The sequence below is a fragment of the Mycobacterium sp. NPDC050441 genome (assembly GCF_040655355.1).
Lineage (GTDB): Bacteria > Actinomycetota > Actinomycetes > Mycobacteriales > Mycobacteriaceae > Mycobacterium.
The window spans coordinates 126401-139558 of sequence record NZ_JBFAJS010000001.1; the positions used below are offsets into that span (position 1 = coordinate 126401).

General features: G+C 68.3%; 12 protein-coding genes. 9 read left to right on the forward strand and 3 right to left on the reverse strand.

Features of this window, described 5'->3' with window-relative positions:
* The first annotated feature begins 1 nt into the window (after position 1).
* From AB0I14_RS00675 to AB0I14_RS00685, 3 genes are read left to right on the forward strand one after another with little or no spacing between them, the layout of a single operon-like run.
* Entirely contained in the window at positions 2 to 703 is a 702-nt protein-coding gene (locus AB0I14_RS00675; protein ID WP_358014403.1) for a phosphatidylserine decarboxylase, read from the forward strand.
* Positions 700 to 1581: a CDP-diacylglycerol--serine O-phosphatidyltransferase gene (gene pssA / locus AB0I14_RS00680; RefSeq protein WP_358014405.1), complete on the forward strand. Its 882-nt coding sequence runs from the start codon at positions 700 to 702 to the stop codon at positions 1579 to 1581. The genes AB0I14_RS00675 and pssA overlap by 4 nt, the downstream gene beginning before the upstream one ends.
* Position 1582: 1 nt before the next feature.
* Positions 1583 to 3805, forward strand: a complete 2223-nt coding sequence (locus tag AB0I14_RS00685) for an AAA family ATPase (RefSeq protein ID WP_358014408.1) — start codon at positions 1583 to 1585, stop codon at positions 3803 to 3805.
* Between the two features lie 243 nt (positions 3806 to 4048).
* Here the strand turns inward: AB0I14_RS00685 and AB0I14_RS00690 are convergent, their stop codons facing one another.
* Entirely contained in the window at positions 4049 to 4504 is a 456-nt protein-coding gene (locus tag AB0I14_RS00690) for an SRPBCC family protein (RefSeq protein ID WP_358014411.1), read from the reverse strand.
* Between the two features lie 25 nt (positions 4505 to 4529).
* Positions 4530 to 5114 (reverse strand): TetR/AcrR family transcriptional regulator, encoded by a 585-nt coding sequence (locus AB0I14_RS00695; RefSeq protein ID WP_358014414.1) that lies wholly within the window; start codon positions 5112 to 5114, stop codon positions 4530 to 4532.
* A gap of 21 nt (positions 5115 to 5135) precedes the next feature.
* On the opposite strand from AB0I14_RS00695, the gene AB0I14_RS00700 reads away from it, so the two are divergent.
* Genes AB0I14_RS00700 through AB0I14_RS00710 form a run of 3 tightly spaced genes read left to right on the forward strand, consistent with a single transcriptional unit; the run spans position 5136 to position 6526 of the window.
* Positions 5136 to 5525 (forward strand): hypothetical protein, encoded by a 390-nt coding sequence (locus AB0I14_RS00700; protein WP_358014417.1) that lies wholly within the window; start codon positions 5136 to 5138, stop codon positions 5523 to 5525.
* A complete protein-coding gene (locus AB0I14_RS00705; RefSeq protein WP_358014420.1) occupies positions 5522 to 6016 on the forward strand; it encodes a hypothetical protein in 495 nt (164 codons plus the stop codon). The genes AB0I14_RS00700 and AB0I14_RS00705 overlap by 4 nt, the downstream gene beginning before the upstream one ends.
* Before the next feature lie 60 nt (positions 6017 to 6076).
* On the forward strand, positions 6077 to 6526 hold the full coding sequence (locus AB0I14_RS00710) for a DUF1707 domain-containing protein (RefSeq protein WP_358014423.1): 450 nt from the start codon (positions 6077 to 6079) through the stop codon (positions 6524 to 6526).
* Positions 6527 to 6530: 4 nt separating this feature from the next.
* Here the strand turns inward: AB0I14_RS00710 and AB0I14_RS00715 are convergent, their stop codons facing one another.
* The gene (locus tag AB0I14_RS00715) at positions 6531 to 7955 is read right to left on the reverse strand and encodes an FAD-dependent monooxygenase (protein ID WP_358014426.1); all 1425 of its coding nucleotides are present in this window, start codon (positions 7953 to 7955) and stop codon (positions 6531 to 6533) included.
* 159 nt (positions 7956 to 8114) lie between these two features.
* Between AB0I14_RS00715 and AB0I14_RS00720 the strand changes: the two genes are divergently transcribed.
* From AB0I14_RS00720 to AB0I14_RS00730, 3 genes are read left to right on the forward strand one after another with little or no spacing between them, the layout of a single operon-like run.
* A complete protein-coding gene (locus AB0I14_RS00720; RefSeq protein ID WP_358014429.1) occupies positions 8115 to 10997 on the forward strand; it encodes a Na+/H+ antiporter subunit A in 2883 nt (960 codons plus the stop codon).
* Positions 10994 to 11473, forward strand: coding sequence for a Na(+)/H(+) antiporter subunit C (locus AB0I14_RS00725; protein ID WP_358014431.1), 480 nt, complete (start codon positions 10994 to 10996; stop codon positions 11471 to 11473). Before AB0I14_RS00720 ends, AB0I14_RS00725 begins: the two co-directional genes overlap by 4 nt.
* Positions 11470 to 13068 carry a Na+/H+ antiporter subunit D gene (locus tag AB0I14_RS00730; RefSeq protein ID WP_358014434.1) on the forward strand — a complete coding sequence of 533 codons (1599 nt, stop codon included), beginning with the start codon at positions 11470 to 11472 and terminating at the stop codon, positions 13066 to 13068. The genes AB0I14_RS00725 and AB0I14_RS00730 overlap by 4 nt, the downstream gene beginning before the upstream one ends.
* The last annotated feature ends 90 nt before the right edge of the window (positions 13069 to 13158 follow it).

Below are 13158 nucleotides of genomic sequence, written 5' to 3' on the forward strand. Positions count from 1 at the left end.
GATGGCCAGACGCCCCGACCTCCAGCAGTCCGGACCAGAACGCCTCGTGGCGCTGGTGCGATCCAGTGTTCCGCCGATGCATTCGGCGGGATTACCGTTCGTCGGCGCCAGCCTCGCCGTCGCGGCCCTGGGCCGCAAGCACCGCTGGGTACGCCGGGCGGGCCTGCTGGCCGCCGGCGCGAACGCGGCTTTCTTCCGCCACCCGGCCCGGGTGGCGCCCACGCGGCCCGGCGTGGTGGTAGCCCCCGCCGACGGGCTGGTGTGCCTGATCGAAGAAGCTGCGCCGCCGCCGGAACTGGGGTTGCCCGACACCCCGCTGCCTCGGGTCAGCATCTTCCTGTCGGTGCTCGACGCGCACGTGCAGCGCGCCCCGATCGGCGGTGACGTCGTCGCCGTGCAGCACCGCCCCGGGCGTTTCCACTCGGCCGAACTCGAAGCCGCCAGCGAGCACAACGAACGCAACAGCGTCGTCATCCGCACCCCCGAGGGCACCGAGGTGATCGCCGTGCAGATCGCCGGTCTCATCGCCCGGCGCATCGTGTGCAACGCCCGCGTCGGCGACAAACTCGCCATCGGTGAGACGTACGGCCTGATCCGGTACGGCTCCCGGCTGGACACCTACCTTCCTGCTGGTTCCAAATTGCTCGTCACCCGGGGTCAGCGGACGCTGGCCGGAGAAACCGTCCTGGCGGAGTTGCCATGATCAAGCCGCGCATGAGGCCCCCGTCGTTGATCAAGGGCCGCATGAAGCCACCCCCGTTCTCCGTGCGGATGCTGCCGAGTGCGATGACGGTGGCCGCAATCTGTCTGGGCCTGTCGGCGGTCAAGATGGCCCTCGACAACCGGCCCACCGAGTCGATGGCGTTCCTGGCGGTCGCGGCGATCCTCGACGCGCTGGACGGCCGGGTGGCGCGGATGCTCAACGCCACCTCCAAGATGGGCGAGGAGATCGACTCCCTGGCCGATGCGGTGAATTTCGGTGTGGCACCGGCATTCATCATTTACGGCACCATGCTGTCGCATTCGCGGATCGGCTGGATCGTGGTGCTGCTGTACGCGGTGTGCATCGTGTTGCGGCTCGCGCGGTTCAACGCACTGCTCGACGTGGATCAGCCCGCGTACGAGAAGGAGTACTTTGTCGGGATGCCCGCCCCGGCAGGTGCCATCGGCGTGATCGGTCTACTGGCCGCAAAGATGCAGTTCGGCGAAGGTTGGTGGACCAGCGAGTGGGCGGTGTCGATCTGGATGATCGGTGTCTCGCTCCTGGTCGTCAGCCGGATTCCCATGCGCAAGATCCACACGTTCGCGGTGCCGCCGAACATGGTGGCGCCCTTGCTGGCCCTGGTCGCGATCGGTGTGGCGGCATCGGTGTTCTACGGCTACATCGTGATCATGGTGATCATCGTGGCCTACGTGATCCACATCCCCTTTGCGATACGCACCAAGAAGTGGGTGGCCAGCCACCCCGAATCTTGGGACGACAAGCCGCAGCAGCGCCGCGCCACCCGGCGCGCGATTCGCCGGGCCCAGCCGCACCGGCGGTCGATGGCGCGACTGGGGCTGCGGAAGCCGGGCCGCTGACATGTCGCAGCTCGAGGTCGACGAAGAACCAGCGCTCGGGCATCTTCGCCTGACGGCACGACTGAACACCTCGGCACTCGACTCGCGTCGTGGGGTGGTTCGGCTGCATCCCGAGGCGATCGCCGCCCTCGGGATCCGCGAGTGGGACGCAGTGTCGCTGACCGGATCCCGTACCACTGCAGCCGTCGTCGGCCTTGCCCCCGGCGGCACCCCGACCGGTACCGCCCTGCTCGACGACGTGACGCTGTCCAACGCTGGGGTGCGGGAGAACGCCACCGTGATCGTGGCGCCGGTGACGGTGTACGGCGCCCGGGCGGTCACGGTGACCGGGTCCAAGCTGGCGACCGATTCGATCTCGTCGGCGACGCTGCGCCAGGCACTGCTGGGCAAGGTGATGACGGTCGGCGACACGGTGTCGCTGCTGCCCCGTGATCTGGGGCCGGGCACCTCGACGTCGACGGCGACCGCTGCGCTGGGCTCGTCGGTGGGCATCACCTGGACCTCGGAGCTGCTGACGGTGACCGGGGTCGATCCGACCGGACCCGTGAGCATTCAACCGAATTCGGTGGTGTCGTGGGGGTCGGGCCTCGAGGGTGTCGGCCCGGGGCCGTCGGATTCCACCGGCGCGCACACAATCAGCCCCGCCCGTGCCGAACCGGCGGTCAGCTTCGACGATCTCAAGGGCTCACATACTCAGGCCGGCAAGCTCACCGAATGGCTCAAGCTGTCCCTTGATGAACCCCAGCTTCTCGAAACCCTGGGTGCCACACCTAATCTCGGCGTCCTGGTAACGGGTCCCGCCGGTGTCGGCAAGGCCACCATGGTGCGGACCGTGTGTGCCGAGCGGCGGTTGGTGGAGCTCGACGGCCCGGAAGTGGGGGCGCTGGCCGCCGACGACCGGTTCAGCCGGGTATCCGACGCGGTCGCTACCGTGCGCGACGGCGGCGGGGTCCTGCTGATCTCCGACGTCGACGCGCTGCTGCCGGCCGCCGCCAACGACCGGGCTCCCGAGCCGGTCGCCGCCCTGATCATCGGAGAACTGCGTGAGGCCGTCGCCACCCGCGGCGTGGCGTTCGTCGCGACGTCGGCGATGCCCGTCGGGGTGGATCACCGGCTGCGGGCACCGGATCTGTGTGACCGTGAGCTCGCCCTGACGCTGCCCGATGCCGCCACCCGCAAGGCCCTGTTGGAGGTGCTGCTGCGCGGTGTTCCGTCTGCCGAGCTGAACCTCGGCGAAATTGCCGACCGTACACCCGGTTTCGTGGTCGCCGACCTGGCCGCCCTGGTCCGTGAGGGCGCTTTGCGGGCGGCTTCGCGAGCCAGCGCCGACGGCAACGAGCCGGTGCTGTGGCAGGAGGACCTGACGGGGGCGCTGACCGTGATCCGGCCGTTGTCGCGGTCCGCGTCCGAGGAAGTGTCGGTCGGCTCGGTCACGCTCGATGACGTCGGCGACATGGTCGAGACCAAACAGGCACTCACCGAGGCGGTGTTGTGGCCGCTGCAGCATCCGGACACGTTCCAGCGCCTGGGCGTGGAGCCCCCACGCGGCGTGCTGCTGTACGGCCCGCCCGGTTGCGGGAAGACCTTCGTGGTGCGGGCCCTGGCCAGCTCGGGAAAGCTCTCCGTGCACGCGGTCAAAGGTGCTGAGCTGATGGACAAATGGGTCGGCTCGTCAGAGAAGGCCGTGCGTGAACTGTTCGCCCGGGCCAGGGATTCGGCACCGTCACTGGTGTTTCTCGATGAGATCGACGCGCTGGCTCCGCGACGCGGGCAGAGCTTCGATTCTGGGGTGACCGACCGCGTGGTGGCCGCCCTGCTGACCGAACTCGATGGCATCGAACCGATGCGCGACGTGGTCGTGCTTGGTGCGACCAACCGTCCCGACCTGATCGACCCCGCGCTGCTGCGGCCGGGCCGGCTGGAGCGGCTCGTGTTCGTCGAACCGCCCGATACCGACGCGCGACGCGAAATCCTGCGTACCAGCGGCAAATCCATCCCACTGGCCCCTGACGTCGATCTCGATGCCCTGGCTTCCGAGTTGGACGGCTACAGCGCGGCCGACTGTGTGGCGCTGCTGCGGGAGGCGGCCCTGACGGCGATGCGCCGGTCCATCGATGCGGCCGATGTCACTGCCGCTGATGTCGCCAAAGCTCGTGAGACCGTGCGGCCGTCGCTGGATGCGGCACAGGTGGCGTCCTTGCGGGAGTTCGCGGCCGGGCGCTGAGATTTTTGGGCCGGGCGCTGAGATTCTTCGGCTGACCGCCGGGTTTCATGCCCGGTCGCCGACGTTCGCGGCCCCGCCCGGCGGCCGCGAGTCACACCCGCCCCATCAACCACGGCTCCGAGGGCACCACTCGAGCTGCCCACCTACGAGCGACAGTGTCGCTGACAGGCGGGCACAACGGCACCCACTCGCCGAGCCGTGGCCATTGAGACTGCCGTGACAGTGAGACCGCCCTGGCAGCCCCTATGTTTCGGCGAGCGCCGCCATTCGGTCGATCGATGCCTGCAGCTTGTCCGCGGTGGTCGCACGTGCGCGGACCAGCCGCTTCTCATCGGTCAGCTGTGACCAGTCGTAGGTGTGGGTGACCAGAGTTCGGTTGTCGCCCAACGATTCCAGCTCCCAGCGCCAGAGGTGGCCGGGCGGTTCTTTGCCGACCTCCGATGGCAGCCAGGCGATACGCCGGCCTTCCTCGAACTCCACGATGCGGTTCTCGCGGTCACTGCCCTGCTTGATGGTCATGACGAACACATCCCCGACCGCACGCACCCGCTGCCCGGACGGAGCCTGCGCCAGGTTCTCGTTGCCATCCCAGCGGGGTTGTTGGGCCGGGTCGGCGATCAGCTCGAAGATGACCTCTGCCGGTGCGGCGATCTCTCGACTGGCTACGACAACCCGTGAGGCACCGGACTCAGAATCCATACGCCCGACCATACCCAAACCGGATTCACGGCGCGGTCAACAACTTCCGGATGGCGTCGGCCAGGTCTTCCTCCATCCAGGACGGCAGTTCGGCATCGTTGGCGTGGCGCCGCACCATGGCATAGGGCAGGTCGACGACGGCTCGCGACATGGCATCCATCGTGCGGGCGTCGTCGTCGCCGTAGATACCGCGCGCCAACTCGCGCAACCGCTCGATGAGTGGCGCGTTCATCGCGGTCAGCGTCGCGGTGAACTCCGCATCGGGAGCACCGTCGAGCAGGTCGGTGGGCCGGATGGTCAGCAACAACCGGGCGTCGTCGGGGACCTCACGGGCGAAGTCCACCGCAGCGACGCCCATCGCCACCGCCACCGCCACCACGTCCCCACCGGTGGCCGCCATGGCTCGGGATTGGAACCGTTCCAGCGCCCGCAACCAGGCCGCGGTCAGCACTCCGTTGCGATTGCCGAACCGGTGATACAGCGTGCCCGCCGGCGCACCGCTGACCTTGGCAATTGCCGCAACGCTTGCGGCCCTGGGCCCTTCGGCGAGCACCAACGCCCGCGTCGCATCCAGAATCGCGTCGGTTTCATGCTTCCGCGGAGGCGCCATGATCTAGTACAGTCCTTCTATATGGAACACTTACCCTATATCGATGAGCATGCCATAACCCTCGACGCCGACGCTGCCACGACATGGGCCGCCGTCCTGCGCACACTGTGCAGCGACCCTGCCGAGCCTCGTGCCCCGTTCGGGTTCGCCATAGGCGAATGCACGCCGCGCCAACGGCTGGTCCTCAAGGGTCGTCATCCCTTCTCGGTCTACCAGTGGGTCTTCGAGCTGGATGACCTCGGACCCCATCGCACCCGGGTGCGCTCGCAAACCTGGGCAGCCTTCCCGGGCATCCACGGAAAGATCTACCGCGCCCTGGTGATCAGTTCCGGAGCCCACGTGGTGGCGGTGCGCCATGCGCTCAAACGCATTGCGGGACAGTTGCGTCCACGGCCAGGCGTGGCAGCGTGATCCTGAACTGGGGCGCGACCGAAGCCGAAAGCGCCGCGACGCTTCCGTGCGACGCGCTATCCCCCGGCGCTGCAATCTCCGCGGACCGCGCGATCACTGTCAACGCACCGCCGGCGACCGTGTTCGGCTGGCTGTGCCAGCTGCGCGTCGCGCCCTACAGCTACGACCTTCTCGACAATTTCGGCCGGCGCAGTCCGCGCACCCGGGACCCGGAACTCGCCCACCTCAAGGTCGGCCAACGCTTCATGCAGCTGTTCACCTTGCACTCATTCGTCGACGAAGAGCACGTGACGCTGCAGTCGGCGAATGTCGCCGTCACCTATGCCGTGCGGGGCTGCACGAACGGCGCCCGCTTGCACGTGCGGGTGCGCTTCGGCGGCCCACGGATCATCGGCTGGGCACTGGCGCTGGGCGACGTGGTGATGATGCGTAAACAGTTGCTCACCCTGCGCGAGCTGGCCGAGCGGGAAGCGGCGACGATTACATCTTGACGCTGACTAGTCCCGGTGGCATAGTTCAACTTGTCACTGACTAGATTCACGGGAGTCGAGATGGCCGATACCGCCTTACACACCGTTGAAACCGCCCGCGCCGGCGACCGGGAACGTGCACGGACCGCGAATGACCTCGGCCAGGCGCTCACCCAGGGCTATCTGACGATGCCCGAATACGAGGACCGACTGCAGTCGACGTTCCAGGCGCAGACCGCCGACGAACTGCGCCGCCTCGTCGCCGACCTCCCCGTCAACCGGCTGCGGCGTCACGATCCCCGACGCCACGCCGCCCAGCAGCGGGCCGCCCGGATGAGCGTCAGGATCCACCTGGCCGCCTATCTCGCCGGCGCCCTGCTGATGCTCGGCATCTGGCTCGCCGTGGGACTCGGCGGTGGCGGCTGGTACTTCTGGCCGGTCTGGCCGATCATGGGCTGGGGCATCGGCGTTGCGTCACATGCCATTCCGATATGGGCACACACCCAGGCGCACCCCACACCCATCGCATGACGCGTCAGCCGGCGGCCGACGTCCAGTGCGCGATCGCCGCCCGCACCTCCGCGGCATGCGGCAGCCGCTCACTGGCCCAGGCGACATAGCCGTCGGGTCGGATCAGCACCGCGTCGGGCAACTCGGGCCGATTGTCGATCGCCTGCACCGCATCCGCGTCACCGATATCCACCGGAGCAGCGGTGACGAGCACGAACTTCCCGGCGCGCAAAAGTTCATAGAGCCGGGTCCCGCCGCAGTTCACGTCGGCCATGCGGCGCCCCACGAGCCAGTCTTCGTCCTTCGACCGGGGATAGGCGATGCCGATGCCGCTGAGCCGCTCGGCCACAAACCGCCGGGCGCGGGGAATCTGCAACACCGTCCCCAACACGAGCACCCGCAGCCGACGAGTCGCGGCCGAACTCAGCACGATCTGGTTGAACGTGTCGGTCAACCGCAGCACCGCCGCGCCGACTGGATGGCGCTCGCGTTGATAGCTGTCCAACAGCCACTCCGGTGCCTGTCCGCGTACCGCGAGCGCCAACTTCCAGCCCAGGTTGAACGCATCCCCCAGTCCGGTGTTCATGCCCTGCCCACCGAGTGGGGAATGCACGTGCGCGGCGTCGCCGGCCAGAAACACCCGGCCCGACCGGTAGCGCCGGGCCTGGCGCCGCTCGCTGAGGAACCTCGAACTCCACCGCATGTCGCTCATGCCGAAGTCGTCTCCGGCGATGCGGCGAAACCCGTCCCGCATCTCGTCCAACGTCACCGGTTCATCCAGCGGCGCCTGTTCCCGCAGCCGGTCCCATGCGATGGCGCGGAACCAGCCGTCGCCGAACGGGACGAACAGCACCACCCCTTCCGTACCGGTCCGGGCGAACAGCGTCTCCTCGGGAGGTGACGCCAGCCGCACGTCGGCGAGCAGGATGTGCGTCTCGTACTGATTGCCGACGAAGTCGATCCCGACCAGGCGCCGGACCGTGCTGTGGGCCCCATCGCAGCCGACCACGTAGTCGGCGCTCAGGCCCTCGCCACCGGCCAACTCCACGCTCACCCCGTCGCCGTCCTGGCGCAGCCCCAACACTTGAGCACCGCGGCGCACCGTGACACCCAACTGCGCCGCCCGCTCTTCCAGCACGTGTTCGGTGCCGCTCTGCGGAACGATCAGCACCATGCCGAACCGGGTCGGCAGCTCCCGCAGATCCAGCGTGGCGCCGCCGGGCGGTGCCACTTCGTGCACCTCGACTCCCCGGCTCAGCAGCTCATCGACCAGCCCTCGGCCGTCGAGCAGTTCCAGCGTTCGCGCATGCACCGCGAAGGCCCGGGTGATGTTGGGCATCGACGCCCGTTCCTCCACCACCGTCACCGGCGCCCCGCCGAGCGCAAGCTCACAGGCCAGCATCAAACCGGTCGGCCCGGCGCCGACCACCAGAACCCCTTTGGTTGCCAAGAGAATTCACCTCCGTAGCGCTCCGGTGACTCTGCAGGCTGATGTTAGCCACAACGGCCCACGTAGAATGGCTGAAAAGCCATAGCCACTGATGCCGATGCTCGTCGCGCAAGCGCTCATCGGTAGCCGACACCCCGACCCCAACCCGATCGGAGTGCCATGCTCGCCGTTCTGCTCGCCCACGCGGTCGCCACCGCGCTGGCGCCGCTTCTGGTGGCCAAATGGGGGCGGAGGGCGTTCTATCCGCTGGCGCTCGTACCGTTGGGCTCGCTGGTCTGGGTCGCTCTGAACTGGCCCAACGATGAGCGCGTCCCCACCCTGAACATCCCGTGGGTGGACGGGCTGTCGATGGACATCACGCTGCGCTTCGACTCCCTCGCGGCGATCATGAGCGTGCTGGTCCTCGCTATCGGGGCGCTGGTGCTGTTCTACTGCGGCGAGTACTTCCACCACCACGACGGCCGCATCGAGAAACGGCTGCCCAGCTTCGCGGCCGAGCTGGTCGCCTTCTCCGGGTCCATGTTCGGCCTGGTGATCAGCGACAACATGCTCATTCTCTACATCTTCTGGGAAACCACCACGGTGCTGTCGTTCCTGCTGGTGGGTCACTACGCCGAGCGGGCCACCAGTCGCCGGGCCGCCACCCAGGCCCTGTTGGTGACCACGTTCGGCGGCCTGGCCATGCTGGTCGGCATCGTCGTGCTCGGCAACATGGCCGGCACCTACCTGCTGTCGGAGTTGATCGCCGCGCCTCCCACCGGGACGGCCGCCGCGATCGGGGTGGCGCTGATCCTCGTCGGCGCCCTGTCGAAATCGGCCATCGTGCCGCTGCACTTCTGGCTCCCCGGCGCCATGGCCGCCCCCACCCCGGTGAGCGCCTATCTGCACGCCGCGGCCATGGTGAAGGCCGGCGTCTACCTGGTGGCCCGGATGACGCCCGGGTTTGCCGACACGTCGTTCTGGCGTCCCATGGTGGTGGGCCTGGGGCTGGTGACCATGCTGATGGCCGGCTGGCGTGCGGTACGTGAATACGACCTGAAACTGATCCTGGCGTTCGGCACGGTGAGCCAGTTGGGGCTGATCACCGTGATGGTCGGCGCGGGCGGCAGCGACATGATGCTGGCCGGGTTGGCCATGTTGTGCGCGCACGCGATGTTCAAGGCGGCGCTGTTCATGGTGGTCGGCGTGATCGACCACGCCACCGGCACCCGTGACATCCGCCGGCTGGCCGGGCTGGGACGCCACCACAGACCCTTGTTCGTCATCGCCATCGGGGCCACCGCGAGCATGGCGGCCCTGCCCCCGTTCTTCGGGTTCGTCGCCAAGGAAGCCGACCTGGAGACGGTGGCACACAGCCCCGCTCTCGGCGCCGCCGCGCCATATGTGTTGGCCTGCATCGTGATCGGCTCGGTGTTCACCACCATCTACAGCCTGCGGTTCATGTGGGGCGCATTCGCCGCCAAGGGCGCGTCGCAACCCAGCACCCGGGTTGCCGAAATGCACCGTCCCTCAGCCACTTTCCTGACCGCACCCGCGCTCCTCGCCATCGCCGGCCTGGCCTTCGGGTTGTGGCCCGCCGGAATGGACGCGGTGCTCGACGAATACGCCAACACCATGCCGGGCGGGTCGGGCTACCACCTGGCACTGTGGCACGGGCTGGGCCTTCCGCTCCTGCTCTCTGGCCTCGTGCTGGCCGTCGGTACCGCCGTGTTCTTCACGCGGAACCGGTTGCCCCGGGCGCGACTTGCCTACCTGCCGCTGGGCAACGCCGACCGCATGTACGACGCCACCATCCGTGGCCTGGACGTGCTTTCACTGCGGTTGACCGGGTCGACCCAGCGAGGTTCGCTGCCGGCCACCCAGTCGGTGATCCTGTGCACGCTCGTCGCGTTGCCCGTCGCGACGCTGGTCCTCGGCCCTCGCGACCAGCCGGGGTTCGCGTTGTGGGACTCGCCGCTGGTCGTGGTGGTCGGGGTGCTGATGCTGGCCGCCGCGATCGGCGCGACGCTGATGCGCAACCGCCTGGCCGCGGTGCTGTTGGTCGGTGTGACCGGCTACGGGTGCGGCGCGATCTTCGCCTTCCACGGCGCACCTGATCTGGCATTGACCCAATTCCTGGTCGAGACACTGGTTTTGGTGATCTTCGTGCTGGTGTTGCGGACGCTGCCGGCCGAGGCCGACGCCGGCAACATCAACCGCCACCGCATTCCGCGGATCCTGCTGGCCCTGGCGGTCGGCGCCGCCGTCACGTCCCTGGCGGTCTACGCGATGGCCGCCCGCACCGGCGCGGGTATCGCCGAGTTGTTACCGGATGCCGCCTACTACCGCGGGCAGGGCGCCAACACCGTCAACGTGCTGCTGGTCGACATCCGCGCCTGGGACACCATGGGCGAGATCATGGTGCTGCTGGTGGCGGCGACGGGCGTTGCCTCGTTGGTGTTCCGGCACCGCCGGTTCGGCGCGGCTCCGCGGGTCAGCACGGCCGCGGGCCAGCCCGATATCGGCCCGATCGGCGCCTACAGCCCGGCCATAGGTGACGTCACCTGGCTGCGCGGCTCGGAAATGCGCGATCCGAGGTACCGATCGCTGGTGCTGGAAGTGGCCACCCGGGTGATCTTCCCGCTCATCATGGTGCTGTCGGCCTACTTCTTCTTCGCCGGGCACAACACCCCCGGCGGCGGCTTCGCCGGCGGGCTCACCGCAGGCCTGGCACTCGTGCTGCGGTATCTGGCCGGCGGACGTTACGAGCTCGGCGAGACGCTGCCACTGGATGCGGGCAAGATCCTGGGCACCGGGCTGGGGTTGTCCGCCGGCACGGCCGTCGCCTCGATCCTGCTGGGCGCGCCCGCGCTGTCCTCGGCGGTGCTGCAGTTCGACATTCCGGTGTTCGGCCACGTCAAGCTCGTGACCGCGCTGTTCTTCGACCTCGGTGTGTATCTCATCGTGGTCGGCCTCGTGCTCGACGTGCTGCGCAGCCTCGGTGCGCGGGTGGACGTGGAAACCGCCGGCGCTCACGCAAACTCGAAGGCGGTGGCGCGATGACGACCGTCCTGATTCCGTTGATCCTCATCGGCGGCCTGACCAGTGCCGGGGTGTACCTGCTGCTCGAGCGCAATCTGACCCGGATGCTGTTGGGCCTGTTGCTGGTCGGCAATGCGGTCAACCTGCTGATCCTGACCGTCGGCGGGGCGGGCGGCAATCCACCGATCCGCGGACGCACCAGCGACGGCAACACCACCACGGCCGATCCGCTGGCACAGGGCATGATCTTGACGGCGATCGTCATCAGCATGGGCATCGCGGCGTTCGTCCTGGCGCTGGCCTACCGGTCCTACCGGCTGACCACGGTCGAAGAGGTCAGCAACGACCCCGAGGACACCCGCGTCTCGCAGCAGGCAATCACCGACGGTCTGGATGAAACAGTCATCTCCGAGGAGATCCCCCAGCCCGACGTCAGCCGCGACACCGATGCGCCCGACGAGCTCGACGCACTGCCCGGATTCGAGGGTTCGAAATGACGGCCCAGGCGTTGATCCCGCTGCCGGTGCTGATCCCGGCACTGGCCGCGGCGCTCACGCTCGTCGCCGGTCGTCGTCCGCAGTTACAGCGGATCATCACGCAGGTCGCACTGACGGCCGTGGTCGCGGTGTGCGCGGCGCTGGTCTACCTGGCCGACCGCGACGGCACCCTGGTGCTGCACGTCGGCGGTTGGGGGCAGACCGTGCCGGGCATGGGGCCGCTGGGCATCACCCTCGTGGTCGACCGGCTCTCGGCCCTGATGCTGGTGGTGTCGTCGATCGTGCTGCTGGCGGTGGTCGCCTACGCCATCGGGCAGGGTATCCGCGACGGCGACGAACGCCAGCCGGTGTCGATCTTCATGCCCACCTACCTGGTGCTCTCGGCCGGCGTCTGCACGGCGTTCCTGGCCGGCGATCTGTTCAACCTGTTCGTGGGTTTCGAGGTGCTGCTGTCCGCGAGCTTCGTGCTGCTGACCATCGGCGCCAGTGAGGAACGGGTCCGGGCCGGCATCTCGTATGTGATGGTGTCGATGGTGTCGTCGCTGATCTTCCTGATCGGCATCGCCCTGGTGTACGCCGCCACCGGCACGCTGAACCTGGCCGAGCTGGCCGTGCGCCTCGACGATGTGCCCGCCGGTACCCGCAACGCACTGTTCTCGGTGCTGCTGGTGGCGTTCGGCATCAAGGCGGCGGTGTTCCCGCTGTCGACGTGGCTGCCCGACTCGTACCCGACAGCGCCGGCACCGGTGACCGCGGTGTTCGCCGGATTGCTGACGAAAGTCGGTGTGTACGCGATCATCCGGGCCCATGCGTTGTTGTTCCCCGGTGGCAGCCTCGACGCGGTGCTGCTGGTGGCCGGGCTGCTCACGATGGTCATCGGCATCCTGGGCGCCATCGCGCAGAGCGACATCAAGCGGTTGCTGTCATTTACCTTGGTCAGCCACATCGGCTACATGGTGTTCGGTGTCGCGCTGGGCAACCAGTTGGGCATGTCCGGTGCCATCTACTACGTCGCCCACCACATCGTCGTGCAGACCACACTGTTCCTGGTGGTCGGGCTGATCGAGCGTCAGGCCGGGGCATCGACCTTGAACCGGCTCGGTGGTCTGGCCGCGGCCAGCCCGGTGCTGGCGTTCGTGTTCGTCGTCCCCGCACTCAATCTGGGTGGTATCCCGCCGTTCTCGGGCTTCATCGGGAAGGTGGCGCTGATGGAGGCGGGCGCCGAGAACGGGTCGGCGCTGGCGTGGACACTGGTCGCCGGCGGCGTCGTCACCAGCCTGCTGACCCTGTATGTGGTGGCGCGGGTGTGGACGAAGGCGTTCTGGCGGGCCCGGGCCGATGCTCCCGAGGGGCACCTGGCCGGGGCGGCGCCTGCGGTGCTGCTCGACGACATCGAGGACATCGAGTTCGCCGACCGTGACAGCGTGGGACGGATGCCCGCGGGGATGCTGGTGCCGACGGCTGCGCTGATCGCCGTGGGATTGGCGCTGACCGTCGCCGCCGCACCGATCTTCGCCTACACCGAACGCTCGGCCGCCGAGGTGCTCGACCGCGGGCACTATGTCTCGGCGGTCCTGGGAGGTACGGCCCGCTGATGAGCGCTTGCGCGAAGAGGAGACCGCACCGATGAGCGCTTGCGCGAAGAGGAGACCGCACCGATGAGCGCTTGCGCGAAGAGGAGACCG

Bases quoted from the DNA above. Each gene is read 5' to 3' on its own strand.
- AB0I14_RS00675 (WP_358014403.1), top strand. From the start codon at position 2: ATGGCCAGACGCCCCGACCTCCAGCAGTCCGGACCAGAACGCCTCGTG.
- AB0I14_RS00685 (WP_358014408.1), top strand. From the start codon at position 1,583: ATGTCGCAGCTCGAGGTCGACGAAGAACCAGCGCTCGGGCATCTTCGC.
- pssA (WP_358014405.1), top strand. From the start codon at position 700: ATGATCAAGCCGCGCATGAGGCCCCCGTCGTTGATCAAGGGCCGCATG.
- AB0I14_RS00725 (WP_358014431.1), top strand. From the start codon at position 10,994: ATGACGACCGTCCTGATTCCGTTGATCCTCATCGGCGGCCTGACCAGT.
- AB0I14_RS00720 (WP_358014429.1), top strand. From the start codon at position 8,115: ATGCTCGCCGTTCTGCTCGCCCACGCGGTCGCCACCGCGCTGGCGCCG.
- AB0I14_RS00710 (WP_358014423.1), top strand. From the start codon at position 6,077: ATGGCCGATACCGCCTTACACACCGTTGAAACCGCCCGCGCCGGCGAC.
- AB0I14_RS00695 (WP_358014414.1), bottom strand. From the start codon at position 5,114: ATGGCGCCTCCGCGGAAGCATGAAACCGACGCGATTCTGGATGCGACG.
- AB0I14_RS00690 (WP_358014411.1), bottom strand. From the start codon at position 4,504: ATGGATTCTGAGTCCGGTGCCTCACGGGTTGTCGTAGCCAGTCGAGAG.
- AB0I14_RS00730 (WP_358014434.1), top strand. From the start codon at position 11,470: ATGACGGCCCAGGCGTTGATCCCGCTGCCGGTGCTGATCCCGGCACTG.
- AB0I14_RS00700 (WP_358014417.1), top strand. From the start codon at position 5,136: ATGGAACACTTACCCTATATCGATGAGCATGCCATAACCCTCGACGCC.